The organism is Paenibacillus terreus (genome assembly GCF_042138595.1).
In the GTDB taxonomy this organism is placed as follows: Bacteria; Bacillota; Bacilli; order Paenibacillales; family Paenibacillaceae; genus Paenibacillus; species Paenibacillus terreus.
In genome coordinates this window covers 40,976-65,447 of record NZ_JBHIRX010000027.1, presented here as the reverse complement: position 1 = coordinate 65,447, position 24,472 = coordinate 40,976, and the positions used below count along the sequence as shown (strand labels likewise).

The following is a 24,472-nucleotide window of genomic DNA, read 5'->3' as shown; positions in this document are numbered from 1 at the left end:
CGTACCCATCCCGAACACGACCGTTAAGCCCTCCAGCGCCGATGGTACTTGGACCGAAGGGTCCTGGGAGAGTAGGAAGTTGCCAGGCGAATATGACCACTGCCATTAATGGCAGTGGTTTTTTTCATTTTTTGAAGAATAACATCAAACCAGCCTGTGCATAAGGGCGCATCTGTTTTCCATTTCTGTTGACAGATAGCAGCCGCTTTGCGACACTTTGATTAGCATTACTGCTTTCATCCTAATACATATGAGGTGGGACTATGGAAATTAGGCAACTGCGTCATGAGGATTTCGAAGCCAGCACTGAACTGTCGCAATATGCATTTCAATACACATTGTCTCCTGCGGAGCTGGAGGAGCAGAAAAAGAAATTCAAACCAGAACAAGTGTGGGGTGTATTCGACAGCGAAGAGCTGAATGCCAAGCTAACACTGCTTCCTCTGCAGGTGTACTTGCATGGTAAGCAATTTGCCATGGGTGGGATTGCCGGGGTGGCGACATGGCCAGAGAAGCGGCGCGGCGGTCTGGTGTCCCGGCTTCTCAAACATGCCCTTGAGCAAATGAAATTGTCCGGGCAGACTGTTTCTTTTCTGCATCCGTTTTCTTTCCCCTTCTACCGCAAATTTGGCTGGGAAATCTTTATTGAACACAAGAAATACACAGTTCCAGTAGACAAGTTTCCGTCCAAAACGGCAATAGAGGGAACGATCAAGCGCAACATCCGGGATACAGAGCAATTAAACAAGGTATATCAGCAATATGCGCAAAAGTTCAATGGCACGTTGGTAAGAGACATGGAATGGTGGGAAAACCGTGTGTTGAACAAAGATACCCAGACGGCTGTTTTTTATGCGGAAAATGGTGCTCCGGAAGGGTATGTGTTCTATAAGGTGCAGAATAAAGAGCTTTCCTGTGACGAATTTGTGTATCTGACTGAACAGGCGCGACGTGCATTGTGGACCTACTTTGCCAACCATGACTCCATGGTTGAGAAAGGGACCTTCAGCTTTATTCCGGCCAATGATTCGCTTCCTTATCTCCTGGCAGATCCGCGTATTAAGCAGGAAATTATCCCTTACTTTATGGGGAGGATTGTGGATGTGCCTGCGTTTGTAGAACAATTCCCTTTCCAGTCATCCGCGCAAGGAGCCGAAATCACTTTGGCACTCACAGATACACATGCGCCCTGGAATGAGGGAATCTGGAGATTGTCTGTGTCTTCGCAGGGAGAAGGAAAGCTGGAGCCTGTCCGTGGAAACACCGAAGCTCAGCTCCAGTGCGATATAGCTGCGTTATCGGCCATGCTGATCGGTTACAAGCGTCCGCAGGAATTGTTCCGCTGGGGCAGACTTACAGGCAGCGCTGAAGCAGCATATATGCTCGAGCTGGTTGTTCCTTCCGCCCAAACTTTCCTGATGGATTTCTTTTAACCCATTCAAGGACTCTTTTCCATAGATGAAAAGGGTCCTTTTTCGCTTGAGAAATTAGCGTTAATGAATTAATCAAAGAAATATTGTGAAAAATGAAATTGAGCTCTTGGCAAATGAGAAAATTATGTTATAATGAAAACAAAGTCAAAGAAAGTCAAAGTCAACTTGATCAAAGAATTGAATTTTCTTCATCAAATCTGCGCTTGTTCAGAAGAACAGTGTATGAATTGGGGGAGTCAAAGGTCACACTAATTCGTGATAATCATCGCCAGAACTGATTCAGAGCAGGCGATCACCAGGCTGAGGGGACGCCGTACTCCAGATTCGTGACTTTTCGTTTTGGTTAAGTTCAATATACGGCATATTCTGTAAATGTGAAATAAGACTTCACATTTCTGTCGGTGGAGGATGATGAAATGTGCGGAATGTCTCCGATATTATTGAACAATATTTAAAAAGCATGTTAATTGAAAGCCCTGAGGGCATCGTGGAAATTCAGCGTAATGACCTGGCTGACCGCTTTTCCTGCGTGCCATCCCAGATTAACTATGTAATCAGTACACGTTTTACCTTGGAGAAGGGATATATTGTTGAGAGCAAGCGCGGCGGTGGCGGTTATGTTCGCATCCAGCGTGTAGAACTCCCGGCTCATCACGTACTCCATACGCATCTGCATCATAGCATAGGAGATGAGATTAGCCAATCCGCAGCGGAAGGGCTGATCTACCAGCTACGAGAAGGGGGCTTTCTCAATAAAAAGGAAGCTGCCATCATGAAAGCAGCGGTATCCAGGGACGCCATTGCTCTGAAGCTTCCTTACCGGGATCAGGTTAGGGCCAGAATACTGAAAGCGATGCTGATTGCGCTTTTGGCCAAATAGGCCTTGATGCCAACGGGCAGTCAGGCTTTTGACGTAAAGGAGGTATGTGCATGCTGTGCCAGGAATGTGGCAAAAGGCCGGCAACTCTCCATTTTACGAAAATCATTAACGGAGAGAAGACCGAATTTCATATATGTGAGGCCTGTGCAAGGGAAAAAGGAGAGCTGATCCCCGGAACGTCGAATGGCTTCTCTATTCACAGTCTGCTTTCAGGCCTGCTCGATTTTGATCCGACAATCAAGAGTGCGTCGGCAGGGACACAGAACCCGCAGTCGATCCGCTGTGAGGAATGCGGGATGACCTATGCGCAGTTCAGCAAAATCGGTCGTTTTGGCTGCAGCTCCTGTTATAAATATTTTAACGACCGACTTGATCCGCTGTTCAAGCGTGTTCACGGCAGTGCTGCCCATACAGGTAAAGTACCGGTGCGAAGCGGCGGCAAGATGAAGGTCAGACGCAGAATTGATGACTTGAAGAAAGAGCTGCAGTTCAAAATTCGTGCTGAGGAATTTGAAGCTGCTGCATCAATTCGCGATCAGATCCGGGAGCTTGAAAAAGAAATAGCACAGGAGTAAAGTCTTGTTAAGAGTAGGAGGGATGCGTTTATGCCCAATCTCCGCTTTACGGAAAAACCGCTTAGCGATTGGATGCGCACAGATGCTGCAGACTCCGAGATCGTCATAAGCAGCCGGGTCAGGATTGCACGGAACCTGCAGCATCTGCCTTTTCCGATGCTCGCCACCAACCAGCAGTCCGAGGATGTGCTGAACAAACTGACGGACGTTCTGCGCTATGAGGATGTTAACCATTTCGGTCCATTCCATATCGTCAAAATGGCGGACACCGAAGAACTGGATAAAAAAGTGCTGGTTGAAAAGCATTTGATCAGCCCGAATCTGGCTTCCGAGTCCCGCAACGGGGCAGCGGTGATTAATGAGGACGAATCTGTCAGCATTATGATCAACGAAGAAGACCATCTTCGTATACAATGCCTGTATCCGGGGTGCCAGGTGAAGGAAGCTTGGCAGAATGCCACTGCTATTGATGACGCTTTTGAAGCGCATCTGGATTACGCGTTTGATGATCAGCGGGGCTATCTGACGAGCTGTCCGACGAATGTCGGAACCGGCCTGCGGGCCTCAGTGATGATGCATCTGCCTGCATTGGTCATGACCCACCAGATTAACCGCATTTTATCGGCTGTCTCCCAGGTCGGGCTGACAGTGCGCGGCATCTACGGTGAGGGAAGCGAGGCGATTGGCAATCTGTTTCAGATATCCAATCAAATCACCCTTGGGCAAACCGAGGAGGAAATCATTGAGAACCTGCACGGCGTCGTGCTTCAGATTATCGAGCATGAACGGGCCGCAAGATCGAGACTTATGAATGAGTCCATGCTGCGGATTACGGATAGGGTAATGCGGTCTTACGGGATATTGTCCCATGCGGCGATCGTGGACTCCAAGGAGGCGGCTCAGCGGTTGTCGGATATCCGCCTTGGTGTGGATCTTGGTATACTTAAGGAACCCTCAATACCGGTATTGAATGAGTTGAATGTCATGACTCAGCCAGGTTTTCTGCAGAAAAAGTTCGGGGAAGCGCTGGGTGCCGGTGAGCGTGATATGTATCGGGCCAAGCTGATCCGCGAGCAGCTGGGAACCGCATAAGAGGCCATAATATTTATTAATTGGATAACAGAGTTTTTAGCGAGAAAAAGATTTGAATTTTTCAATGGAGGTGCAAGACATATGATGTTCGGACGATTTACGGAACGAGCGCAGAAGGTACTGGCTTTGGCTCAGGAGGAGGCAGTACGCCTGGGACATAACAACATTGGAACAGAGCACATTCTGCTTGGTTTGATTCGCGAAGGTGATGGAATTGCGGCTAAAGCGCTGATCGGTCTCGGCCTCGGTCTTGAGAAAATTCAGGACGAAGTGGAAACGCTGATTGGCCGTGGTCAGGAGCAGCCTACGAACATCGCTTATACACCTCGCGCCAAAAAAGTGATTGAGCTCTCCATGGATGAAGCACGGAAATTGGGCCATACCTATGTAGGCACGGAGCATATCCTGCTTGGTCTGATTCGGGAAGGCGAGGGTGTTGCCGCCCGAGTGCTGAACAATTTGGGAATCAGCCTGAACAAAGCGCGCCAGCAAGTGCTTCAGCTGCTGGGCAGCAGTGAGGCGGTATCCAGCAACAGTGGTGCTCCATCCAACGTCAGCACCCCTACGCTGGATAGTCTGGCCCGTGACCTGACGGCTTCCGCGAAGGAAAGCAACCTGGACCCTGTAATTGGGCGCAGCAAGGAAATTGAGCGTGTCATTCAGGTGCTGAGCCGTCGTACGAAGAACAATCCGGTATTAATCGGTGAACCTGGAGTTGGTAAAACGGCCATCGCCGAGGGTCTTGCGCAGAAAATTATTGCGAATGAAATTCCGGAGACACTGCGCGACAAGCGTGTAATGACACTGGACATGGGCTCAGTCGTTGCAGGCACAAAATACCGTGGGGAATTTGAAGACCGCCTTAAAAAGATTATGGATGAGATTCGCCAAGCGGGCAATATCATTCTCTTCATTGACGAGCTGCATACGCTGATTGGCGCCGGTGGCGCAGAAGGGGCAATTGATGCCTCCAACATTCTGAAGCCTGCCCTTGCACGCGGCGAGCTCCAATGTATCGGTGCAACGACGCTTGACGAATACCGCAAATACATTGAAAAGGATGCCGCTCTGGAACGCCGCTTCCAGCCGATTACAGTGGATCAGCCATCTCCGGAAGAAGCGATTCAAATCCTGCATGGTCTGCGGGATCGTTACGAAGCGCATCACAGAGTGAAAATTACGGATGAAGCGATTGAAGCAGCTGTAAAACTGTCCGACCGCTACATTACAGACCGCTTCCTGCCTGACAAAGCGATTGACCTGATTGACGAAGCGGGCTCCAAAGTAAGGCTGAACTCCTACACGGTACCGCCAAATCTGAAGGAGCTGGAAAACCGTCTGGAGGATATCCGCAAGGAGAAGGATTCCGCAGTGCAAAGCCAGGAATTTGAGAAAGCAGCAGCACTGCGCGATACGGAGCAAAAGATCCGCGAAGAGCTGGACATGACCCGCAATCAATGGAAAGAAAAGCAGGGCCGCACAGATTCCGAAGTCACTCCGGAAGATATTGCACAGGTCGTATCGATCTGGACCGGTGTTCCCGTAAGCAAGCTGAAGGAAGAAGAAACCGAACGCCTGCTGAATATGGAACAGCTGCTGCATGAACGTGTAATCGGCCAGGATGAGGCGGTTAAGGCAGTCAGCCGTGCAATCCGCCGCGCCCGTGCCGGCCTGAAGGATCCGAAGCGCCCAATGGGCTCCTTCATCTTCCTTGGACCTACTGGCGTCGGTAAAACCGAGCTAGCCCGCGCATTGGCGGAAGCGATGTTCGGTGATGAAAACGCGGTTATCCGGATCGATATGTCCGAGTACATGGAGAAGCATTCCACATCCCGTCTCGTCGGGGCTCCTCCGGGATACGTCGGATATGATGAAGGAGGACAGCTGACCGAGAAAGTGCGCCGCAAGCCATACTCCGTTGTGCTGCTGGATGAAATTGAAAAAGCGCATCCGGAAGTGTTCAACATCCTCCTGCAGGTGCTGGAAGACGGCCGTCTGACAGACTCCAAAGGACGGGTCGTGGATTTCCGCAATACGCTGATCATTCTGACCTCCAACGTCGGGGCAGAAGCCATCAAGCGCAATTCCACGCTCGGCTTTACGGCTGCAGTTGATGCCGGTGCGAACTATGAGAACATGAAGGGCAAAGTGATGGAGGAGCTGAAGAAAAGCTTCCGTCCCGAGTTCCTTAACCGGATCGATGAAATTATTGTCTTCCATTCGCTGGAAGAGCAGCATATCGGCCAAATCGTTTCGCTCATGTCCGAAGAGCTGCGCAAGCGGTTGAATGAGTACAATGTGGACTTCGAGCTGACGGATAAAGCGAAGGCGTTCCTCGCCAAGGAAGGCTTTGATCCTGCCTATGGAGCGCGTCCGCTGCGCCGGGCGATCCAGAAGCATATCGAAGACCGCTTGTCTGAGGAAATGCTGAAAGGCACGATTACCAAAGGCGATTCACTCTTGATCGATGAGGACAATGGCGAGCTGACAGTAACCAAGAAGAATAATGTAACGGCCAGATCGTAATGATGTTTCAGTAGAAACTTAGGTTGTTTACAAGTAAAAATAGCGAACAGGGAAAAGGCTGTTCCCCGCGAACGAACCGCGGCGGGAACAGCCTTTTTTTCTTGTCTGCATCAGCCTGTTCCCATACGCCAAAACGTTTGGAAAAGTTTGTGATATTGCTTTACGGTCTTCTGGTTCAATGGTAAACTTTTAATGCTGAAGCTTTTTTTCAATCAAGGCCAACGAAATACGACAAGGATGTCGAAAAATCGCAAGGAGAACTGAATGGCCAAAGTAAAAACCAAATTTTATTGCACAGAGTGCGGATATGAATCTCCGAAGTGGTACGGCAAGTGCCCAGGCTGCCAGGCCTGGAACTCCATGATCGAAGCAACGGAGACGGTGGTAAAAACCGCTGGGATGAATTCATCCCTTTTTCATAATAGTAAAGAGAAGCCACTTCCCATCGTGGAAATTGAAAGTGATCAGGAGCCGAGAATCCTGACAGGAATCACGGAATTGAACCGTGTGCTTGGCGGTGGGGTCGTCCCGGGTTCCCTGGTGCTGGTCGGGGGCGATCCCGGAATCGGCAAATCCACGCTGCTCCTGCAAACCTCCAATGAACTGGCCCGCACCGGGCTTCGCGTGCTTTATGTATCCGGCGAGGAGTCGGTGCGCCAGACCAAGCTGCGGGCTGACCGCCTTGGCGCTTTATCTCCCAACCTGTATGTCCTTTGTGAAACGAATCTGGAGACCATCGAAGAGGCTGTAGACAACATGAAGCCCCAGTTCCTGGTTATTGACTCCATACAGACGGTGTATTTGCCGGAGGTGACGAGTGCCCCGGGCAGCGTGGCTCAGGTGCGCGAATGTACCGCCCGCTTCATGCGCATTGCCAAAGGGTTGGGCATCGCTACGGTGCTGGTAGGGCATGTTACGAAGGAAGGGGCTATTGCCGGCCCTCGTCTTCTGGAGCATATGGTGGACTGTGTCCTGTATTTTGAAGGAGAACGGCATCATACGTACCGGCTGTTGCGTGCGGTGAAGAACCGTTTCGGTTCAACGAACGAGATGGGAATTTTTGAAATGGGTGAAGAGGGGCTGCGCGAGGTAGCCAATCCTTCTGAACTTTTTCTGTCGGAGCGGCCCCTTGGTGTGGCAGGCTCCACTGTGGTCGCCAGCATGGAAGGCACAAGGCCGGTGCTGGTCGAGCTGCAGGCGCTGATCGCAACCACACACTTTCCATCACCGCGCAGAATGGGCACGGGAGTGGATCACCACCGCATGGGGTTGATCATAGCTGTATTAGAGAAGCGTATGGGCATGTTTTTACAGAACCAGGATGCTTATCTGAACGTGGCCGGGGGCGTAAGATTGGATGAACCTGCAGTGGACCTGGCCATTGCGGTAAGCATCGCGTCAAGCTTCAAGGATATGCCGACCAAGCCATATGACGTTATTTTCGGCGAAGTGGGACTGACCGGCGAGGTACGTGCCGTATCCCGGGCTGAGCAGCGTGTGCGTGAAGCGGAGAAGCTGGGCTTCAAAAGGGTGATCATGCCCGAGAAAAGCCTTAAGGGGTGGACGCCCCCCAAAGGATTGGAGATCATTGGAGTCGGAACTGTGGCAGATGCACTAGCAGCCGCATTAGATTAGGGGGCAACGAAAAATGAAGGAAACGAGCCAACTGGAAAAAATGAACGAACTGCTGCGGCTGGTGGCGCCGGGTACGCCCTTCAGGGAGGGGCTGGAAAATGTGCTGCGAGCCAAGACCGGCGCACTGCTGGTGGTAGGCTACAGTCCCGAGGTCATGGAAGTGGTGGACGGAGGATTTTCGATTAACTGCGATTTTTCCCCGAACTATTTATATGAATTGGCCAAAATGGACGGAGCAATCATTCTAAGTGAAGATCTCAAGCGGATTCTGTATGCTAACACGCAGCTGATCCCGGACTCCTCCATTTCCTCCATCGAAACGGGTATCCGGCACCGAACGGCAGAGCGGGTCGCCAAGCAAACGGGCAAGCTGGTTGTGTCCATTTCGCAGCGCCGAAATATTATAACATTATACCAAGGAACGCTTCGTTACTCTTTAAAGGAAATAGGCGTCATTTTGAGCAAGGCTAATCAGGCTATTCAAACGATGGAGAAATATAAATCCGTCCTGACACAGTCGCTTACCAACCTGACCGCCTCCGAGTTCGAGGAGCTGGTGACCCTACCTGAAGTGGTCAATGTCATCCAACGGACTCAAATGGTACTGCGCATCAAAATGGAAATCAAGCGTTTTGTCAACGAACTGGGCAATGAAGGGCGCCTGATCAACATGCAGATGGAAGAATTGATCGGCAATACCGAAGAAGAAGCCTGGCTGTTGTACAAAGACTACGCCAAGGAAGACAGTGACGAGAAAATTCGTGAAATCATCAACGGGCTGAAGCATCTGACTGACGAAGAACTGCTGGATATGAGCCACATTGTAAGGCTGCTAGGTTATCCTTCTTCTGCGGCCGTATCCGAGGACTATGTCGCCCCCAGGGGATACCGGGTGCTGAACAAAATTCCGCGCCTGCCTAATGTCATCATTCATAATCTGGTGGAACGCTTCCATCAGCTGCCTCATGTGATGATGGCGACGATTGAGGAGCTGGATGAAGTCGACGGCATCGGCGAGGTGCGAGCCCGTACCATCAAGGAAGGCTTGAAACGGCTGCAAGAGCAGGTTTTCATTGACAGGCAAATGTAAATAACATACAATTAGCGGATGTTATTCGTGAGTTTATGAGGTGAAGCAATGATTATGAAGTCTATTCCGAACATGTTTACCCTTGGTAATCTGTTTCTCGGAATAATCGCCATCTTAATGGCTATCGATGGTCAATACAGTCATGCTGCCATTATGGTTATTGTCGCCATGTTGTTGGATGGTTTGGACGGACGTGTAGCCCGGGCATTAAATGCGCAAAGTGAATTCGGCAAAGAATTGGACTCATTATCTGATGTCATTTCCTTTGGGGTCGCTCCGGCGATAATCATGTATTTTGTTGCCTTTCAATCGGCCAGTCCTGCTCTGGCATGGACGGTAACGGCCATTTTTCCGATGTGCGGAGCGCTCCGTCTGGCCCGCTTTAACGTAGTCTGTGGAGCACCCGGGTATTTTACTGGGCTTCCCATTCCTGCGGCAGGGGGTGTACTCGCTACATTGTCCCTGTTTCATGAGGATATATCCCTGTTTTCGATGGCTGTTGCCACACTGCTGCTGTCTTATCTGATGGTCAGTTCGTTGAAATATCCTAATTTCAAACGTGTGGGCCTGCCCAAAAAGGCAGTGTGGATCGCACCGCTTGTGGTGATCGGCGCCGTGGTGGTTGCCGTCCAGTTTTCCGATCAGCTCTCCAAGCTGATCTTTGTGCCGCTGGTACTTTATGCGGTGTATGGCATGAAGCATAACATTCAGGCGATAGCCAGAAAAAGGCGAGCCAAGCGCCGTCATTCCGAGGACAGCAACAGTTATCGTCACTCGGAGCGTTAATCAATTAAATATGAAAAATAAAAAGCATTTATTTCCCTCACAGTCGGGAGAAATAAATGCTTTTTTTGTTAGGTTATCCTTACTGAAGTATATAAACGGTCATGACATATTAAACAAACCTAAGGTAGAGCATTTGCGCGATTCATTCTCAACGACATCTTCCAGACGGATATCAAGCTGGTTGCACAGGGCGGACATGTAAAAAAGACTTCGGCCCAGCTCGGCGGTGATCGCTTCCTTGCAATTTTCGCACAATTGCCCCTGCACGTGATTGTCCAGCAGCACCTTGGCGTGTTCAAGCCCGCTTTCCGATTCATAGTCCTGCTTCTTGGCATGAAGCTCTATACAGCCGCATTCGGTAACAGCTTTGGCTACCACACGGTTAACAGCAGCGCCTGATTGGCCTGTCTTGGACAAAATATCCAGCAAACTGCGGTGACGGAGCAGCAGCTCGGAAACCTGATCCTGAAAAGCATGTAAGCTTTGTGCGCTCATATATCGCTACCCACCTCTAATTATTTAGGAATAAGTTCATTATAAGTCAGCCAATTGTACGCTTTCAACATAAAATTCCAAAGAAGGATTCTGCTAGGCGTTCGTGAAAAGATAACATGTGTAAAAAATTTACAGCCTGCGATTACCGAAGGTGAAAGTGGACCATACTGGATAAAGGGAAACTAAATTTTGGAATTGAAAGGTTTTAGGAGGTGTAGGACTCGATGTTGAGAAGGGCTATCTTAATTTTTACCGGTTTATGCGGCTCCTGGTTCGGTTACACATTGTTCCAAAAAGCGTCCGGGGCCGTGTCCTGGATGCCGGAATGGATGAGAGCGACCGCCACGGGCGGCTTCATTTGGGTAGTGGCTGGTGCGGTGCTGTTTATGGTGCTTTGCAATATCGCCGGCACGGCGGCAGCGTATCGGCTGCAAAAAGGGATTGAGGGTCTGTCCAAAATTCCGATGAATGAAATGGCTGCCGGCACGACAGGCCTTGTCGCCGGTCTGATCCTGTCGATTCTGCTGTACCCGGGCCTCTCCTGGCTTGGACAAGCGGGTCAGATTCTGCAAGTAGGCGTCATGATCGTTTGCGGTTATGTCGGTCTTATGGTGGGGCTTGAGAAAAGGGAGGATCTGGCGTCGTTTTGGAAATCAGGCAGATTCGGTCGCGAGGAGGTGCAGGAGGGCAGGGGAATTGAGGAGCATAAAATTTTGGATACGAGTGTCATCATTGACGGAAGAATTGCGGATATTTGCAAGACGGGTTTCATTGAAGGGACTATTGTCATCCCTGAATTTGTGCTGGAAGAGCTGCAGCATATTGCGGATTCCTCCGATCTGCTCAAGCGCAACCGCGGCCGGCGCGGGCTGGATATCCTGAATAAAATTCAGAAGGAGCTTGATGTGAAGGTTCTCATCTATGAAGGAGACTTCGAGGAAATCTCCGAAGTGGATAGCAAGCTGGTCAAACTGGCGAAGGTACTGCAGGGCAAGGTTGTAACCAATGACTTTAACCTGAACAAGGTATGCGAGCTGCAGGGAGTATCCGTGCTGAATATCAATGACCTGGCCAATGCAGTCAAACCTGTCGTGCTTCCGGGAGAGGAAATCATGGTACAGATCATCAAGGATGGCAAGGAGTACGGCCAGGGTGTTGCTTATCTGGACGACGGAACGATGATTGTGGTAGAAGGCGGACGGGACTATATCGGGACGACGATGGAGGTGCTGGTGACCAGCGTGCTCCAGACATCTGCGGGCCGAATGATCTTCGCCAAGCCAAAATTATTGGAAAAAGCCCAGTAAAAGCGGTATGATGATAGCTGGATGAAAGAGTCCGGGATGAAGACCCGGTCTGTTCCGTTCCATATATCATACTGACGTTAAGGCGGGATTCGCGCTATGAACAACAGCTTGGGCGTTGTCGTTGTGGCGGCGGGACGCGGTACCCGCATGGGAACTGCGGAGAGCAAGCAGTTTCTGCTGCTGCAGGACAAACCTGTTTTTATATACACGCTTGAGGTGTTCGCGGCTGTACCCGAGGTAAGCGAAATTGTACTCGTTACAGGAGCGGATGATGTGCAGCGGTGCCGGAAGTGGATTGACAGGCATCAGATCGCCAAAGTTAAGGACGTCATCGCAGGGGGCTCCGAACGGCAGCATTCCGTACATCGCGGACTGGAATGCCTGCAGACCGAATGGGTTATGGTGCATGACGGTGTCCGTCCCTTCGTGGGCCGTGATGAAATCCGGAGATGCCTGGAGACTGCCCGGGAGTTCGGGGCTTCCGTACTTGCCGTGCCGGTAAAGGATACGATCAAGCAGGTTAATGAAGAAGGGGTGATTGCGGCTACGCCGGATCGCCGGAGTCTGTGGAGCATTCAAACGCCACAGACTTTTCGTCTTTCTGATTTGCTGCGGGCTCATGAAGCCGCCGAGCATGAAGGCTTTCTCGGGACGGATGATTCCATGCTCGTTGAGCGGCTGGGCATTCCGGTGCGGGTCGTGGAGGGGAAATACACCAATATTAAAATTACGACACCGGAAGATTTGGATATTGCACAATTATGGATTAGCAAAAAGGGAGAGGACGCAGGATGATTCGTATAGGACAGGGTTTTGATGTTCATCAGCTGGTGGAGGGAAGGCCGTGCATTATCGGAGGGGTGACGATTCCTTACGAGAAAGGGCTGCTCGGCCACTCGGATGCCGATGTGCTGCTGCATGCGATTACGGATGCCATTCTGGGCGCACTGGGTCTTGGCGATATCGGAAAGCATTTTCCGGACAACGATCCGGCTTTCAAGGATGCAGACAGCCTCAAGCTGCTGGAGCATGTCTGGGCGCTTGCCAAGGAGCAGGGTTACCGTCTCGGCAACGTCGATGGGACAATCATCGCACAGAAGCCGAAGATGGCCCCGTACATACCGCAGATGGTTGAAGTGATCGCCCGCGCGCTCGGCGCGGAGGATTTGAGCCAGGTGAATGTCAAAGCGACAACGACGGAGCAGCTCGGCTTTACCGGCCGCGGTGAGGGCATTGCAGCACAGTCTGTTGTCTGCCTTGTCAAGGGTATGCTATCATCTTGAGAGATTAGAGACACGGAGGGGATATACATGAGCACAGAGGTTCGTGTGCGTTATGCGCCAAGTCCAACAGGACATCTGCATATCGGCAATGCCAGAACGGCGCTGTTCAACTATTTATATGCCAGAAACCGGGGCGGAAAGTTTATTATCCGGATTGAAGATACAGATGTCAAACGCAATATTGAAGGCGGAGAAGAAAGCCAGCTGAAGTACCTGAAATGGCTCGGCATGGATTGGGACGAAAGCGTGGATGTCGGCGGAGAATATGGTCCTTATCGCCAAACGGAACGCCTGGATATTTACAAGGTCTACTGGCAGGATCTGCTGGATCGCGGCCTTGCTTACCGCTGCTATTGTACGGAGGAAGAGCTGGAGCAGGAGCGGGAAGAGCAGATCGCCCGCGGCGAGACGCCTCGCTATTCCGGCAAGCACCGCGACCTGACTCCGGAGCAGCGCCAGGCCTTCGAAGCAGAAGGGCGTGTGCCGAGCATCCGTTTCCGCGTGCCTGATGAGCGGGAATATACGTTTGATGACATGGTAAAAGGTAAAATTACGTTTAACTCCAAAGAGTCGGGCGATTTTGTCATCGTTAAAAAAGATGGCATTCCTACCTATAATTTTGCGGTAGCTGTTGATGACCATTTGATGAAAATCACCCACGTGCTGCGCGGCGAAGATCATATTTCCAACACTCCGCGCCAGCTTATGATTTATGAAGCTTTGGGCTGGGATCCGCCGGTCTTCGGGCATATGACGCTTATTGTCGGCGAGGATCACAAAAAGCTCAGCAAACGGAATGAATCCATCATTCAGTTTATGGAGCAGTATGACAACCTCGGTTATTTGCCTGAAGCCATGTTCAACTTCATTGCGCTGCTTGGATGGTCCCCGGAAGGCGAAGAGGAGATTTACAGCAAAGAACAGCTGATTGAAATCTTTGACGCCAACCGCTTGTCCAAAAGCCCGGCCGTGTTTGATCCAAACAAGCTGGCGCATTTGAACAACCATTATATTAAGCATGCCGATCCCGGCCGGATCGCTGACATGGCGATTCCGCATCTGCAGAAGGCAGGACGCCTGCCGGCCAGCCTCACGCCGGAACAGCAGGAATGGGCCAACGCGCTTGTTCGTTTGTATCAGGAGCAAATGACGGCAGCTTCGGACATCGTTCAGTTGTCGGACGTATTTTTCCGTACTCATCTGGAGCTGGATGCGGAAGGAACGGCGATCCTTGCGGAGGAGCAGGTGCCGGTCGTGCTTAAAGCTTTTGCCGATAAGATCGAGGCAGCCGAGGAATTTACAGCTGCACGCATAGCCGCTTTAATTAAAGAGGTGCAGAAAGAAACGGGCTTCAAGGGCAAACAGCTGTTTATGCCCATCCGGGTTGCCTTGACCGGCCAGACCCACGGGCGTGACCTGAATGAAACGATTTATCTGCTTGGGCGGGATACGGTATTAGATCGTCTTCGTGCTCAGATCAAGGGATAATCGCCCTCTATGGCATGAAGCGGCTGTTGCTGCTTTCTTGTCAGATTGTATTCTTTTCGTTATAATAAACTGCATCAGAAAACCAACATTTTGCTTGTCAAATTGATCGTTGTTTCATATAAATGATTTAGTTAGATAATTTAGTTTGAAAAGCTGGGAACAGGAGAAGTACGCTGCAACAGGGCATTTTTCAGAGAGAACGGTCAAGGGTGCTTCCCGGGCTGCGAGCCGTTCAAATGACCTGCAGCGGAAATGCGCCTGGGAGCTGTGCAATTGAACCGGCATGCCGGCCAGATTGTGCCGTTTCGTCCGCGTTACTGGACGGGAAAGAGGAGGTGCCATGATCTGACCTGTCTATGGGAGCATGGAACACCTCAAGCAGAGTGGAACCACGGTGAAACGTCTCTGCAGCACAGGCTGCAGGGGCGTTTTTTTCTTGTCCCGTTTGCCAGTAATTCGAAAACTCAGCGGCTGCCTTACAAAAGGAGCAAGGAGGGAAGGGCATGTTCAGGCAAATGAGATCTGATATTCAGACAGTATTGGATAACGACCCGGCGGCAAGAAGCAAGCTGGAGGTGGTTTTCACCTACTCGGGACTGCATGCCATTTGGGCGCACCGGATTGCGCATGCCTTTTATAAGCGTCGCTGGTGCACACTATCCCGCATCATATCGCAATTTTCCCGTTTCATGACAGGCATTGAAATTCATCCGGGCGCCCGCATTGGGGAACGTCTGTTCATTGACCATGGCATGGGGGTAGTCATCGGCGAAACCTGTGAAATCGGCAATGATGTCGTGATTTATCAGGGGGTAACTCTGGGCGGCACGGGGAAAGAAAAGGGAAAGAGACATCCGACAATCGGCAATAATGTAGTTATCGGCTCAGGGGCGAAAATTTTGGGCTCCTTCACGGTGGGGGATCAGTCCAACATAGGCTCCAATTCAGTCGTATTAAAAGAGGTTCCTCCGAACAGCACGGTTGTCGGCATTCCCGGCAAAATCGTGCGCCAGGACGGCAAACGCCGGGACCGGCTCAGTCATCAGCTGCCCGATCCGGTGGTCGACTCGATCCGTTCGCTGCAGGAAGAAATCGAACGGCTGCGCGCCGAGGTGTCCGAGCTAAAGCGGGAAAAAGCCAGATGCAATTAACATATAGTGAAAAAAGGGAAATTCGATAATCCTAGTGGTTAATCGGTTGACCGTAGTAGAGATTACAAATTAACCAGGGAAGCTGGCCTGCTTCCGGCTGCCGCAGCTGTTTGGCGGAAGGACTGCAGGATAGGAGGAGTAAGTTTATGGCGCTTCAAATCTATAACACAATGTCAAGGAGCAAGGAACTGTTCGAGCCGCTTGAGCCGGGAAAAGTGAAAATGTACGTGTGCGGTCCTACAGTATACGACTATATTCATATCGGAAACGCGCGCCCGATCATTGTGTTCGACATTGTTCGCAATTACTTGCAGTATTCCGGTTATGATGTGAACTATGTGTCGAATTTTACGGACGTCGATGACAAATTGATCCGCAAAGCAGAGCAGCTCGGAACGACGGTTCCCGAGGTGGCCGAGCGTTTTATAGCGGCATACTACGAGGACCTGGAAGGCCTGGGTATCCCGCGTGCCAATGTACATCCCCGGGTGACGGAAAGCATGGATATGATCATCCGCTTCATTCAGAATCTGGTGGACAGGGACTATGCTTATGAGAACGGCGGGGATGTTTTCTTCCGGACGGAAAAGTTTAAGGATTACGGGAAGCTGTCCGGTCAAAACCTGGAGCAGCTTCAGTTCGGCATCCGCATCGGGGTCGATGAGCGCAAGGAGCGCCCGGAGGATTTTGTACTGTGGAAAGCAGCCAAACCTGGTGAGATTTTCTGGGAAAGTCCGTGGGGAAAAGGCCGTCCCGGCTGGCATATCGAGTGCTCGGCCATGGCTCTCCATTATCTGGGGGAAACGCTTGACATTCACGGCGGCGGTCAGGATCTGCAGTTCCCGCATCATGAATGCGAATGCGCCCAGTCCGAAGCGCTGACCGGCGAGCCTCTGGCAAGGTACTGGATGCATAACGGATATATCCGCATCAACAACGAAAAAATGTCCAAATCGCTCGGCAATGGCATCCTTGTAAAGGACCTGCGCGCCCGCTACAAGAAAGAAGCCATCCGCTATTTCATGCTATCCACTCATTACCGCAATCCGCTGAACTTTAATGATGAAACGATGGAGCAGTCGGAAAAAAGCGTAGAGCGCATCGCCAATGCAGTGACCAACCTCAAGCACCGTCTTGAAACCTCCACGGAAGGAGACGGCAAGGTTTCGGCGGAGATTGAGGAGAAGCTGGAGCAAATCCGTGCTCATTTCCGCGAGAAAATGGATGATGATTTTAACACGCCGGACGCCATCACAGCTTTGTTCGAATGGGTAAGCGAAACGAATCAGGTACTTCAGCAAGACGTGGTCAATAAAGCCGAACTGCAGGCGCTGCTGGATACCTTCCAGGGCCTGAACAGTGTGCTGCGGCTGTACTCGGAGGCCGGCGAGGAGCTGCTGGACGAGGAGATCGAGCAGCTGATCGCTGAACGCGTGGAAGCGCGCAAGGCGAAAAATTGGGGGCGGGCGGATGAAATCCGTGACCTGCTCGCTTCGAAGGGGATTCTTCTTGAGGACACGGCGCAGGGCATGCGCTGGCGGCGCAAATGAGCGGGGAGCACATGAATCTGGAGAGAGAGGGCTTGGACGGGGGCTGGTTTCCGTACCCGCCCTCCAAGCCGGCCCGCATGATCCCGCCGATTGCGCTTGCTTATATCGGAGATGCCGTGTATGAGGTGGCCGTCCGCCAGTACCTGCTTGCCCAGGCGAACCTGCGTCCGAACCATCTCCACCGCAGAGCGACAGGATTCGTCTCGGCCAAAGCGCAGAGCAGAATTTTGCAGATGCTGGAGCAGAATTTGACGGAAGAGGAGCAGGATATTGTCAGACAGTGCCGGAACGCGAAATCCGGCAGTGTGCCGAAAAATGCCGATGTCCTCGAATACCGTCATGCCACTGCGCTGGAAGGGCTTTTCGGCTTCCTGTATTGCGACGGCCGACTGGAGCGGCTGCGTGAATTGATTGGCAAAGGTATCGCTTTAATGGACGAAAGCAAAAAATAAGATAAACGAGCGGACTGCCGTGACATAAACAGTGACAATAAGAGCAGACCGCCCTTGAGAGAGGAAGTGCAATATGGAAGAGGAATGGATTGCGGGCAAGCATTCCGTGATTGAGGCCCTTCGTTCAGGGCGTCCGATCAATAAAATATGGCTTGCGGAAAATGCGCAAAAGCATCTGACGCAGCCGATTATCGTGGAAGCTAAAAAAGCCGGCGTTATCGTTCAGCAGGCCGACAAGCGCAAGCTGGATCAGATGGTTCCGGGCATTCAGCATCAAGGGGTAGTAGCCCAGGCTGCGCCGCATGCGTATGCGGAAGTGGAGGATTTGCTCGCCGCTGCTGCAGAGAAGGGACAAGCTCCTTTTCTGATTTTGCTTGATGAAATTGAAGATCCGCATAATCTGGGCTCCATTCTCCGCACGGCGGATTGCACAGGAGCGCACGGCGTTATCGTGCCAAAGCGGCGTTCGGCGGCTGTTACGGCAACGGTGTCGAAAACTTCTGCGGGAGCTGTCGAATACGTGCCGGTTGCGCGGGTGAGCAATCTTGCCCAGACCATCGACCGTTTGAAAGAAGAAGGAATCTGGGTCGTGGGGACAGATGTCAACGCTGCTGAACCGGTTTTTGGCAATGGGGTGTTCACCGGACCGGTGGCGATTGTGATTGGCAACGAGAACAAGGGCATGGGACGGCTTGTACGGGAAAAGTGCGATGTGCTCGTCAAGCTTCCCATGGAAGGACAGATCAATTCGCTGAATGCATCGGTGGCAGCGGGCGTCGTGATGTACGAAGTGCTGCGCGGACGAATGGCCCGGTCCTAGCAAATGGCGGATACGCGCGATGTTCTGCTGGTGGATGGCTATAACATGATCGGAGCCTGGCCCGAGCTGTCCGCACTTGCCAAGTCCGGCCTGCAGGAAGCGCGGGACAGGCTGCTTGAGCGGCTCGCCGACCACCAGGCGTATTCGGGGAGAAGAGTCATCGTTGTATTTGACGCCTACCGGGTGCCGGGGCTCGGCAAAACCTTCTCGCAGAGCAAAGTGCAGATCTATTTCACGAAAGAAAAAGAAACGGCCGATGAATGTATCGAGCGGCTGGTCGGGGAGCTCAGCAGCCGCAGAAGGTCCGTATATGTAGCCACCAGCGACCTTGTTGAGCAGCATGTCGCGTTTGGACAGGGGGCTCTCAGGGTATCTGCGCGCGAGCTCCTGATTGAGGTGGAGGAATCCGAACGGGAGGTTCAAAAGCGGATTGAACAGAACACGGAGCGGCTTCACCGCAATACGCTTGACGCTTCTCTCAGTCCGGAAATGAGAAAGATGTTTGAAAAATGGAGGCGCCAGTAGGGAAATCCCATTGATTTCAAGGGATATCATTCGGTTCCATATCAGACTTAAATTAATCTTTTTGTAGCGGGTGTGGTTGACGGTTCTCAGGGCCTTGGCGTATACTTGTCGTATATTTTGAGTAGTAACGGGTACCTTGCGTTGCAGCCGGAGGGATTGTTAGTGAGTGTCGACCTCAAAGATATCATGTTGTCAGTGTATGATTACAAGAATGATGAAGACATTGTCGTAGCGGTCCATGAAGGTGACAGCGAGGCGCTGGAGTTTCTGATTAATAAATACCGGAACTTTGTCAGAGCCAAGGCGAGATCCTATTTCCTGATTGGTGCTGACCGGGAGGACATTATCCAGGAAGGCATGATCGGTTTGTACAAATCGATCCGTGACTTCAAGGGGGATAAGCTTGCCTCTTTTAAAGCGTTTGCCGAGCTCTGCATCACGAGGCAGATTATTACAGCCATCAAGACGGCGACACGCCAGAAGCACATCCCGCTGAATTCCTACGTATCCCTGGACAAGCCTATTTACGATGAAGAATCGGACCGTACCCTTATGGATGTGATCTGCGGCTCGCGGGTAAGTGATCCGGAAGAGCTCATTATCAATCAGGAAGAGTTTGTCGGGCTGGAAGACAAGATGTCGGAAATATTAAGCGATCTTGAACGAAAAGTGCTGATGCTGTACCTGGACGGAAGGTCTTACCAGGAAATCGCCGTTGATCTCAACCGCCATGTGAAATCCATTGATAACGCACTGCAGCGGGTCAAACGCAAGCTTGAAAAATATTTGGAAGTCCGCGATAATTGAAGAAAGCACATTGCAGGAAAAAGGCTCGGTTATATGAGTCTTTTTTTATTGCATTCGTTTGTCGGCAGGTTTATAACGCTTCGAAATGATTTATACTTGATTAGTATAAATGCCGAACAGTTTGAGAGTTTCAAAAGGAAAACACCCCCAGCATACCTTTGCAAAAAGTTGCTAGGACGTAAGGGGGAAATGCGCTTAAACATTCGTTGACATGGTACCCCCCTTATGATAAAGTGTTTTAGGTAGGCCTAAATTTGCGTTTTTTTAGGACCAATTTAGAGACTTCCTGTTCGTCGGATGTCTTCGGGAGGTGCACATCATGCGGGTAATTATCACTTTGGCTTGTACGAATTGCAAACAAAGAAATTACACAACAACCAAAAACAAGCGTAATCACCCCGACCGCATGGAGATGAAGAAATTCTGCAAGTTTTGTAACGAGCAGACTCCTCATCGTGAAACCAGATAGTTTTATGGAGGTGTAGTCGGCGTGAAACGCAGTTTCAAGTCTCTGTTTTCCTTTTTCTCTGAAAGCTGGGCTGAACTCAAAAAAGTTCGCTGGCCCAATCGTAAAGAGTTGACTAACTATACGCTGATTGTCATTGGGACAATTGCGTTTGTCACGATTTATTTTTGGGTTCTTGATATCGGCATTTCTGCTGTGATCGAAGCGATTATCTAAGAAGGGTCCCAGGTGGCTTGATATGGAAAAAAGATGGTATGTCGTTCATACCTATTCCGGGTATGAGAACAAAGTCAAAGCCAATTTGGAAAGACGCGTTGAATCCATGGGCATGGAAGACAAGATATTCCGTGTTCTTGTTCCTATGGAAGAAGAACTGGTGAACAAAGACGGTAAGAAGAAGACCGTTATGCGTAAAGTTTACCCCGGATATGTCTTGGTCGAAATGATTCAAACCGATGACTCCTGGTATGTTGTCCGCAATACGCCGGGTGTAACAGGGTTTGTAGGATCAACGGGTTCGGGTTCCAAGCCTACGCCTTTGCTTCCAGAGGAAGTTGAGCAGATTCTGAAGCATATGGGCATGGTTGAGCCGAAACCGAAGATAGAATTCGACGTGAAAGAGTCCGTGCGGATCAAGGTTGGTCCATTTGCGAATTTTGTGGGCTCCGTGGAAGAGATTTTGGCTGACAAGAGCAAGCTTAAAGTACACGTCAACATGTTTGGACGGGAAACCCCGCTGGAGTTGGATTATACTCAAGTGGAGAAAATATAAGGTTTTCTGTGGTTTCTTGTGGGAGGATCTAAGGATCCATTGACCACTATCGAGTCAAGGAGGTGTCACCATGGCAAAAAAGGTAATCAAAATTGTAAAACTGCAGATTCCTGCAGGTAAAGCGAATCCAGCGCCTCCAGTAGGTCCGGCTTTGGGTCAAGCAGGTGTCAACATCATGGCATTCTGTAAAGAATTCAACGCGCGTACTGCTGATCAGGCAGGCCTGATTATTCCGGTTGAAATTTCGGTGTTTGAAGACCGTTCTTTCACATTCATCACCAAAACTCCACCGGCTGCAGTTCTGTTGAAAGTCGCTGCTAAGATCGAAAAAGGTTCCGGCGTACCGAACAAAACGAAAGTGGCTACCGTTAACCGCGATACCGTTCGTCAAATCGCTGAACAAAAAATGCCTGACCTGAACGCTGGTTCCGTTGAAGCGGCTATGCGTATGGTTGAAGGTACTGCTCGCAGCATGGGTATCACCATCGTTGACTAAGCGTAAGCTTTGTTTTCCGGCATGATGCCGGTGATGTGGGAGGAATATCCGCTAATACCACAAAGGAGGAAAATATAATGGCTAAACACGGTAAGAAATACCTGGAAGCTGCCAAGCTGATCGACAGCGAAGCAACTTACGAGCCTGCTGAAGCCGTTGAGCTGGTGAAAAAGGCGGCAACTGCGAAGTTCGACGAAACCGTTGAAGCAGCAGTTCGTCTGGGCGTAGACGCTCGTAAACAAGACCAGGCTGTTCGTGGCGTGGTTGTTCTGCCGCACGGTACTGGTAAAACCCAACGCGTGTTGGTATTTGCAAAAGGTGATAAAGTGAAGGAAGCGGAAGCGGCTGGCGCTGATTTTGTAGGCGATCAAGACATGATCAACAAAATCCAACAAGGCTGGTTCGAATTCGACGTCTGCGTAGCTACACCTGATATGATGAGTGAGGTTGGTAAACTGGGCCGTCTGCTCGGTGGTAAAGGTTTGATGCCTAACCCTAAAGCGGGTACAGTTACATTCGACGTTGCCAAGGCTGTTCAAGAGATCAAAGCCGGTAAAATCGAATACCGTCTCGACAAAGCAGGTCAAATTCACGCACCAATCGGTAAGGTTTCTTTCACTGCTGAGCAGTTGAATGAAAACCTCAAAGCGTTGATCGACGCTCTGAACCGTGCGAAGCCGGCGGCTGCTAAAGGTGTATACCTGAAGAACATTGCGGTATCTTCCACAATGGGCCCTAGCGCACGCGTGAACGCAGCAAGCTACAGATAATATTGGGGATTGACATTATCAATTCTAGCTGTTATTCTGTATGAGTTGCGTCATTATGACCGACCCTAACATTCGAATATGCTTACCGTAGACAGTAGGTGCCGGAAGGCTTAATTTCCTACCGAGGTGTTATGATAGAACGTTGCATGTGGCAGGTACGCCTGCCCGTGTTGATTCATCAAGCCTTCGTATATGCTACGGAGGCTTTTCTTATGCCTATGTAGCTCCGTTTTTGTGAACGTATCATAGAGACGGCAAAAATTTATCAGGAGGTGTACAGTTTGGCAAATGCAAAAGTGATCCAAGCAAAACAAGAAACCGTTGAAGCCGTAACTGCGAAATTGCGCGAGAGTGCAACTACCGTCGTTGCTGACTACCGCGGTTTGACCGTTGCTCAAGTAACTGAGCTGCGCAAGCAGCTTCGTGAAGCTGGCATTGAATTCCAAGTGCTGAAGAACACACTGCTTCGCCGTGCGACTGCAGCAGCAGAGCTGACTGAACTGGACTCTGCTTTGACTGGTCCTACAGCGATTGCTTTCAGTACAGAGGACGCAGTGGCTCCAGCCAAAATTCTGAACGACTTCGCTAAGAAGAACGATGCTCTCAAACTGAAAGGCGGCGTGCTGGAAGGTCGAGTGGTATCTGTTGAGGAAGTTAAGGCTCTGGCTGAACTTCCATCCCGCGAAGGTCTCCTTTCCATGCTCCTCAGCGTGCTTCAAGCTCCAGTGCGCAACTTCGCGCTTGCAGTTAAAGCTGTTGCAGAGAAGGAAGAGCAAAGCGCGTAACCGGAATACCGGTCGTGTTGTAAGAATGGCAGTTTAAACTAAAAAACTATTATATAAACGGAGGTTCAACCATGAGTAAAGAGCAAATCCTGGAAGCAATTAAAGGTATGTCCGTACTGGAACTGAACGATCTTGTTAAAGCAATCGAAGAAGAATTCGGCGTAACAGCAGCTGCTCCTGTAGCAGTAGTTGGCGGCGCTGCAGGTGGCGCAGCTGAAGCTGAGCAATCCGAATTCGACGTAGTTCTGGCTAACGCTGGCGCTTCCAAAATCAACGTTATCAAAGCAGTTCGTGAAGTTACTGGTCTGGGCTTGAAAGAAGCTAAAGAACTGGTAGACAACGCACCAAAACCAGTGAAAGAAAAAGTGGGTAAAGAAGAGGCTGAATCCATCAAAGCTAAACTGGAAGAAGCAGGCGCAACGATCGAACTGAAATAATTACCTTAACAGGTAAGTGGCAAAGCGAACCCCTTGAAGATCGTCTCAAGGGGTTCGTTTGCTGTAAATAGATATATAAGTCTAAAACAGCAAGGCTATGGACAGGATGTTAACAAAACCCGAAGGATGTGGACGGGATGTCTGACCATTATTACTCTAGCAGCCCTGACGCTGCGCATGACAGGCGCATACTTCAAGCGGAGCTCCGCGGGCAGTCTCTCAGTTTTGTAAGTGATGCCGGGGTTTTTTCCAAGCAGGGGATTGATTACGGGAGCCGGGTACTGATTGAGGCGATGGATTTTTCGGAAGATTCGGAAATCCTGGATGTCGGCTGTGGTTATGGCCCCATCGGTCTGACGGCGGCAAAACTGGCTCCGGCAGGACGGGTTACCATGATTGATATCAATGAAAGAGCGGTTGAACTGGCCAGAGAGAATGCCGGACGAAACCGGATTAACAATGTCACTATACTGCAAAGCGATTTATTCCAGGCAGTGCTGGGAAAAAGGTTTGATGTCGTTCTGACCAATCCGCCGATCCGCTCAGGCAAAGAGACTGTGCATTCCATATTCAATCTGGCGTTTGATCATCTGAACGATGGTGGGGCTTTATGGGTTGTCATTCAGAAGAAGCAAGGCGCACCTTCTGCAAAAGCGAAACTGGAAAGCTTGTTTCCACTCGTAGAGGAAGTCACGAAGGATAAGGGCTACCGGATTTTTAAAGCTACAAAATGAGGGAATAAAACAAGAAGAAGACCATTGACACTGGTCGTGGTCTGTGATATTATTATAAAATGTCAGTATATAGGATGCCCTTTATGTCTTTAGTTTGCTGAAATGTCAATAGGTTAT

28 protein-coding genes, 1 rRNA gene and 1 other annotated feature are annotated in these 24,472 nt (G+C 50.5%); of the genes, 28 read left to right on the top strand and 1 reads right to left on the bottom strand.

All coding sequences use genetic code 11. The features are described from left to right. The 9 genes from rrf to pssA all read left to right on the top strand — a co-directional run. Nucleotides 1-88, top strand: a 5S ribosomal RNA gene (gene rrf, locus ACE5KN_RS29370); the annotation flags it as partial. Between the two features lie 175 nt (nt 89-263). Beyond that, nucleotides 264-1,433 (top strand): GNAT family N-acetyltransferase, encoded by a 1,170-nt coding sequence (locus ACE5KN_RS29365; protein WP_375528007.1) that lies wholly within the window; start codon nt 264-266, stop codon nt 1,431-1,433. 418 nt (nt 1,434-1,851) lie between these two features. Next, nucleotides 1,852-2,313 (top strand): CtsR family transcriptional regulator, encoded by a 462-nt coding sequence (locus tag ACE5KN_RS29360; RefSeq protein ID WP_375528008.1) that lies wholly within the window; start codon nt 1,852-1,854, stop codon nt 2,311-2,313. A gap of 50 nt (nt 2,314-2,363) precedes the next feature. Next, nucleotides 2,364-2,888 carry a protein-arginine kinase activator protein McsA gene (gene mcsA / locus ACE5KN_RS29355; protein ID WP_375528009.1) on the top strand — a complete coding sequence of 175 codons (525 nt, stop codon included), beginning with the start codon at nt 2,364-2,366 and terminating at the stop codon, nt 2,886-2,888. Nucleotides 2,889-2,918: 30 nt separating this feature from the next. Beyond that, entirely contained in the window at nt 2,919-3,980 is a 1,062-nt protein-coding gene (mcsB, locus tag ACE5KN_RS29350) for a protein-arginine kinase McsB (protein ID WP_375528010.1), read from the top strand. A gap of 81 nt (nt 3,981-4,061) precedes the next feature. Continuing rightward, nucleotides 4,062-6,506: an ATP-dependent protease ATP-binding subunit ClpC gene (gene clpC / locus ACE5KN_RS29345; protein ID WP_375528011.1), complete on the top strand. Its 2,445-nt coding sequence runs from the start codon at nt 4,062-4,064 to the stop codon at nt 6,504-6,506. 264 nt (nt 6,507-6,770) lie between these two features. After that, nucleotides 6,771-8,141: a DNA repair protein RadA gene (gene radA, locus ACE5KN_RS29340; protein ID WP_355325626.1), complete on the top strand. Its 1,371-nt coding sequence runs from the start codon at nt 6,771-6,773 to the stop codon at nt 8,139-8,141. Nucleotides 8,142-8,154: 13 nt separating this feature from the next. After that, nucleotides 8,155-9,231: a DNA integrity scanning diadenylate cyclase DisA gene (gene disA, locus ACE5KN_RS29335; RefSeq protein ID WP_375528012.1), complete on the top strand. Its 1,077-nt coding sequence runs from the start codon at nt 8,155-8,157 to the stop codon at nt 9,229-9,231. 48 nt (nt 9,232-9,279) lie between these two features. Further along, complete coding sequence (gene pssA, locus ACE5KN_RS29330; protein WP_375528013.1) at nt 9,280-10,017, top strand: CDP-diacylglycerol--serine O-phosphatidyltransferase; 738 nt, start codon at nt 9,280-9,282, stop codon at nt 10,015-10,017. 99 nt (nt 10,018-10,116) lie between these two features. Here the strand turns inward: pssA and ACE5KN_RS29325 are convergent, their stop codons facing one another. Continuing rightward, nucleotides 10,117-10,512 (bottom strand): nucleoside triphosphate pyrophosphohydrolase family protein, encoded by a 396-nt coding sequence (locus ACE5KN_RS29325; RefSeq protein ID WP_375528014.1) that lies wholly within the window; start codon nt 10,510-10,512, stop codon nt 10,117-10,119. 224 nt (nt 10,513-10,736) lie between these two features. On the opposite strand from ACE5KN_RS29325, the gene ACE5KN_RS29320 reads away from it, so the two are divergent. The 19 genes from ACE5KN_RS29320 to ACE5KN_RS29230 all read left to right on the top strand — a co-directional run bounded on the left by ACE5KN_RS29320 (nt 10,737) and on the right by ACE5KN_RS29230 (nt 24,355). Further along, nucleotides 10,737-11,819, top strand: a complete 1,083-nt coding sequence (locus ACE5KN_RS29320; RefSeq protein WP_375528015.1) for a PIN/TRAM domain-containing protein — start codon at nt 10,737-10,739, stop codon at nt 11,817-11,819. A 96-nt stretch (nt 11,820-11,915) separates the two neighbouring features. Continuing rightward, entirely contained in the window at nt 11,916-12,614 is a 699-nt protein-coding gene (gene ispD, locus ACE5KN_RS29315) for a 2-C-methyl-D-erythritol 4-phosphate cytidylyltransferase (protein ID WP_375528016.1), read from the top strand. After that, on the top strand, nt 12,611-13,102 hold the full coding sequence (gene ispF, locus ACE5KN_RS29310; protein WP_375528017.1) for a 2-C-methyl-D-erythritol 2,4-cyclodiphosphate synthase: 492 nt from the start codon (nt 12,611-12,613) through the stop codon (nt 13,100-13,102). Before ispD ends, ispF begins: the two co-directional genes overlap by 4 nt. Nucleotides 13,103-13,129: 27 nt before the next feature. Further along, on the top strand, nt 13,130-14,590 hold the full coding sequence (gltX, locus tag ACE5KN_RS29305; RefSeq protein ID WP_375528018.1) for a glutamate--tRNA ligase: 1,461 nt from the start codon (nt 13,130-13,132) through the stop codon (nt 14,588-14,590). A 252-nt stretch (nt 14,591-14,842) separates the two neighbouring features. Further along, nucleotides 14,843-15,109, top strand: a complete 267-nt coding sequence (locus ACE5KN_RS29300) for a hypothetical protein (protein ID WP_375528019.1) — start codon at nt 14,843-14,845, stop codon at nt 15,107-15,109. Beyond that, nucleotides 15,094-15,741 (top strand): serine O-acetyltransferase, encoded by a 648-nt coding sequence (gene cysE / locus ACE5KN_RS29295; protein ID WP_375528020.1) that lies wholly within the window; start codon nt 15,094-15,096, stop codon nt 15,739-15,741. Before ACE5KN_RS29300 ends, cysE begins: the two co-directional genes overlap by 16 nt. 146 nt (nt 15,742-15,887) lie before the next feature. After that, entirely contained in the window at nt 15,888-17,291 is a 1,404-nt protein-coding gene (gene cysS, locus ACE5KN_RS29290) for a cysteine--tRNA ligase (protein ID WP_375528021.1), read from the top strand. Then, nucleotides 17,288-17,743 (top strand): Mini-ribonuclease 3, encoded by a 456-nt coding sequence (locus ACE5KN_RS29285; protein ID WP_375528022.1) that lies wholly within the window; start codon nt 17,288-17,290, stop codon nt 17,741-17,743. Before cysS ends, ACE5KN_RS29285 begins: the two co-directional genes overlap by 4 nt. A gap of 73 nt (nt 17,744-17,816) precedes the next feature. Then, nucleotides 17,817-18,563, top strand: a complete 747-nt coding sequence (rlmB, locus tag ACE5KN_RS29280; RefSeq protein ID WP_375528023.1) for a 23S rRNA (guanosine(2251)-2'-O)-methyltransferase RlmB — start codon at nt 17,817-17,819, stop codon at nt 18,561-18,563. Between the two features lie 3 nt (nt 18,564-18,566). Then, entirely contained in the window at nt 18,567-19,088 is a 522-nt protein-coding gene (locus tag ACE5KN_RS29275) for an NYN domain-containing protein (RefSeq protein ID WP_375528024.1), read from the top strand. 162 nt (nt 19,089-19,250) lie between these two features. Next, the gene (sigH, locus tag ACE5KN_RS29270) at nt 19,251-19,895 is read left to right on the top strand and encodes an RNA polymerase sporulation sigma factor SigH (protein WP_355325587.1); all 645 of its coding nucleotides are present in this window, start codon (nt 19,251-19,253) and stop codon (nt 19,893-19,895) included. A gap of 319 nt (nt 19,896-20,214) precedes the next feature. Beyond that, nucleotides 20,215-20,364: a 50S ribosomal protein L33 gene (gene rpmG / locus ACE5KN_RS29265; protein ID WP_076176720.1), complete on the top strand. Its 150-nt coding sequence runs from the start codon at nt 20,215-20,217 to the stop codon at nt 20,362-20,364. 21 nt (nt 20,365-20,385) lie between these two features. Further along, the gene (secE, locus tag ACE5KN_RS29260) at nt 20,386-20,577 is read left to right on the top strand and encodes a preprotein translocase subunit SecE (RefSeq protein WP_013312170.1); all 192 of its coding nucleotides are present in this window, start codon (nt 20,386-20,388) and stop codon (nt 20,575-20,577) included. A gap of 22 nt (nt 20,578-20,599) precedes the next feature. Further along, entirely contained in the window at nt 20,600-21,133 is a 534-nt protein-coding gene (gene nusG / locus ACE5KN_RS29255) for a transcription termination/antitermination protein NusG (RefSeq protein WP_355325582.1), read from the top strand. A gap of 70 nt (nt 21,134-21,203) precedes the next feature. Further along, a complete protein-coding gene (gene rplK / locus ACE5KN_RS29250; protein ID WP_355325579.1) occupies nt 21,204-21,629 on the top strand; it encodes a 50S ribosomal protein L11 in 426 nt (141 codons plus the stop codon). Between the two features lie 77 nt (nt 21,630-21,706). Beyond that, entirely contained in the window at nt 21,707-22,399 is a 693-nt protein-coding gene (rplA, locus tag ACE5KN_RS29245) for a 50S ribosomal protein L1 (protein WP_375528025.1), read from the top strand. A gap of 67 nt (nt 22,400-22,466) precedes the next feature. Continuing rightward, nucleotides 22,467-22,619, top strand: a sequence feature (ribosomal protein L10 leader region). Between the two features lie 61 nt (nt 22,620-22,680). After that, on the top strand, nt 22,681-23,184 hold the full coding sequence (gene rplJ / locus ACE5KN_RS29240) for a 50S ribosomal protein L10 (protein WP_355325573.1): 504 nt from the start codon (nt 22,681-22,683) through the stop codon (nt 23,182-23,184). A gap of 71 nt (nt 23,185-23,255) precedes the next feature. Continuing rightward, nucleotides 23,256-23,621: a 50S ribosomal protein L7/L12 gene (gene rplL, locus ACE5KN_RS29235; RefSeq protein ID WP_375528026.1), complete on the top strand. Its 366-nt coding sequence runs from the start codon at nt 23,256-23,258 to the stop codon at nt 23,619-23,621. A 137-nt stretch (nt 23,622-23,758) separates the two neighbouring features. Further along, nucleotides 23,759-24,355, top strand: a complete 597-nt coding sequence (locus ACE5KN_RS29230; protein ID WP_375528027.1) for a class I SAM-dependent methyltransferase — start codon at nt 23,759-23,761, stop codon at nt 24,353-24,355. Nucleotides 24,356-24,472: the final 117 nt, after the last annotated feature.

Bases quoted from the DNA above. Each gene is read 5' to 3' on its own strand.
- rplK (WP_355325579.1), top strand. From the start codon at position 21,204: ATGGCAAAAAAGGTAATCAAAATTGTAAAACTGCAGATTCCTGCAGGT.
- rplA (WP_375528025.1), top strand. From the start codon at position 21,707: ATGGCTAAACACGGTAAGAAATACCTGGAAGCTGCCAAGCTGATCGAC.
- gltX (WP_375528018.1), top strand. From the start codon at position 13,130: ATGAGCACAGAGGTTCGTGTGCGTTATGCGCCAAGTCCAACAGGACAT.
- clpC (WP_375528011.1), top strand. From the start codon at position 4,062: ATGATGTTCGGACGATTTACGGAACGAGCGCAGAAGGTACTGGCTTTG.
- cysS (WP_375528021.1), top strand. From the start codon at position 15,888: ATGGCGCTTCAAATCTATAACACAATGTCAAGGAGCAAGGAACTGTTC.
- disA (WP_375528012.1), top strand. From the start codon at position 8,155: ATGAAGGAAACGAGCCAACTGGAAAAAATGAACGAACTGCTGCGGCTG.
- ispF (WP_375528017.1), top strand. From the start codon at position 12,611: ATGATTCGTATAGGACAGGGTTTTGATGTTCATCAGCTGGTGGAGGGA.
- ACE5KN_RS29230 (WP_375528027.1), top strand. From the start codon at position 23,759: ATGTCTGACCATTATTACTCTAGCAGCCCTGACGCTGCGCATGACAGG.
- ACE5KN_RS29300 (WP_375528019.1), top strand. From the start codon at position 14,843: ATGCGCCTGGGAGCTGTGCAATTGAACCGGCATGCCGGCCAGATTGTG.
- ispD (WP_375528016.1), top strand. From the start codon at position 11,916: ATGAACAACAGCTTGGGCGTTGTCGTTGTGGCGGCGGGACGCGGTACC.
- mcsA (WP_375528009.1), top strand. From the start codon at position 2,364: ATGCTGTGCCAGGAATGTGGCAAAAGGCCGGCAACTCTCCATTTTACG.
- cysE (WP_375528020.1), top strand. From the start codon at position 15,094: ATGTTCAGGCAAATGAGATCTGATATTCAGACAGTATTGGATAACGAC.
- radA (WP_355325626.1), top strand. From the start codon at position 6,771: ATGGCCAAAGTAAAAACCAAATTTTATTGCACAGAGTGCGGATATGAA.
- rlmB (WP_375528023.1), top strand. From the start codon at position 17,817: ATGGAAGAGGAATGGATTGCGGGCAAGCATTCCGTGATTGAGGCCCTT.
- pssA (WP_375528013.1), top strand. From the start codon at position 9,280: ATGATTATGAAGTCTATTCCGAACATGTTTACCCTTGGTAATCTGTTT.
- ACE5KN_RS29325 (WP_375528014.1), bottom strand. From the start codon at position 10,512: ATGAGCGCACAAAGCTTACATGCTTTTCAGGATCAGGTTTCCGAGCTG.
- ACE5KN_RS29275 (WP_375528024.1), top strand. From the start codon at position 18,567: ATGGCGGATACGCGCGATGTTCTGCTGGTGGATGGCTATAACATGATC.
- ACE5KN_RS29320 (WP_375528015.1), top strand. From the start codon at position 10,737: ATGTTGAGAAGGGCTATCTTAATTTTTACCGGTTTATGCGGCTCCTGG.
- ACE5KN_RS29365 (WP_375528007.1), top strand. From the start codon at position 264: ATGGAAATTAGGCAACTGCGTCATGAGGATTTCGAAGCCAGCACTGAA.
- rpmG (WP_076176720.1), top strand. From the start codon at position 20,215: ATGCGGGTAATTATCACTTTGGCTTGTACGAATTGCAAACAAAGAAAT.
- ACE5KN_RS29285 (WP_375528022.1), top strand. From the start codon at position 17,288: ATGAGCGGGGAGCACATGAATCTGGAGAGAGAGGGCTTGGACGGGGGC.
- nusG (WP_355325582.1), top strand. From the start codon at position 20,600: ATGGAAAAAAGATGGTATGTCGTTCATACCTATTCCGGGTATGAGAAC.
- rplL (WP_375528026.1), top strand. From the start codon at position 23,256: ATGAGTAAAGAGCAAATCCTGGAAGCAATTAAAGGTATGTCCGTACTG.
- mcsB (WP_375528010.1), top strand. From the start codon at position 2,919: ATGCCCAATCTCCGCTTTACGGAAAAACCGCTTAGCGATTGGATGCGC.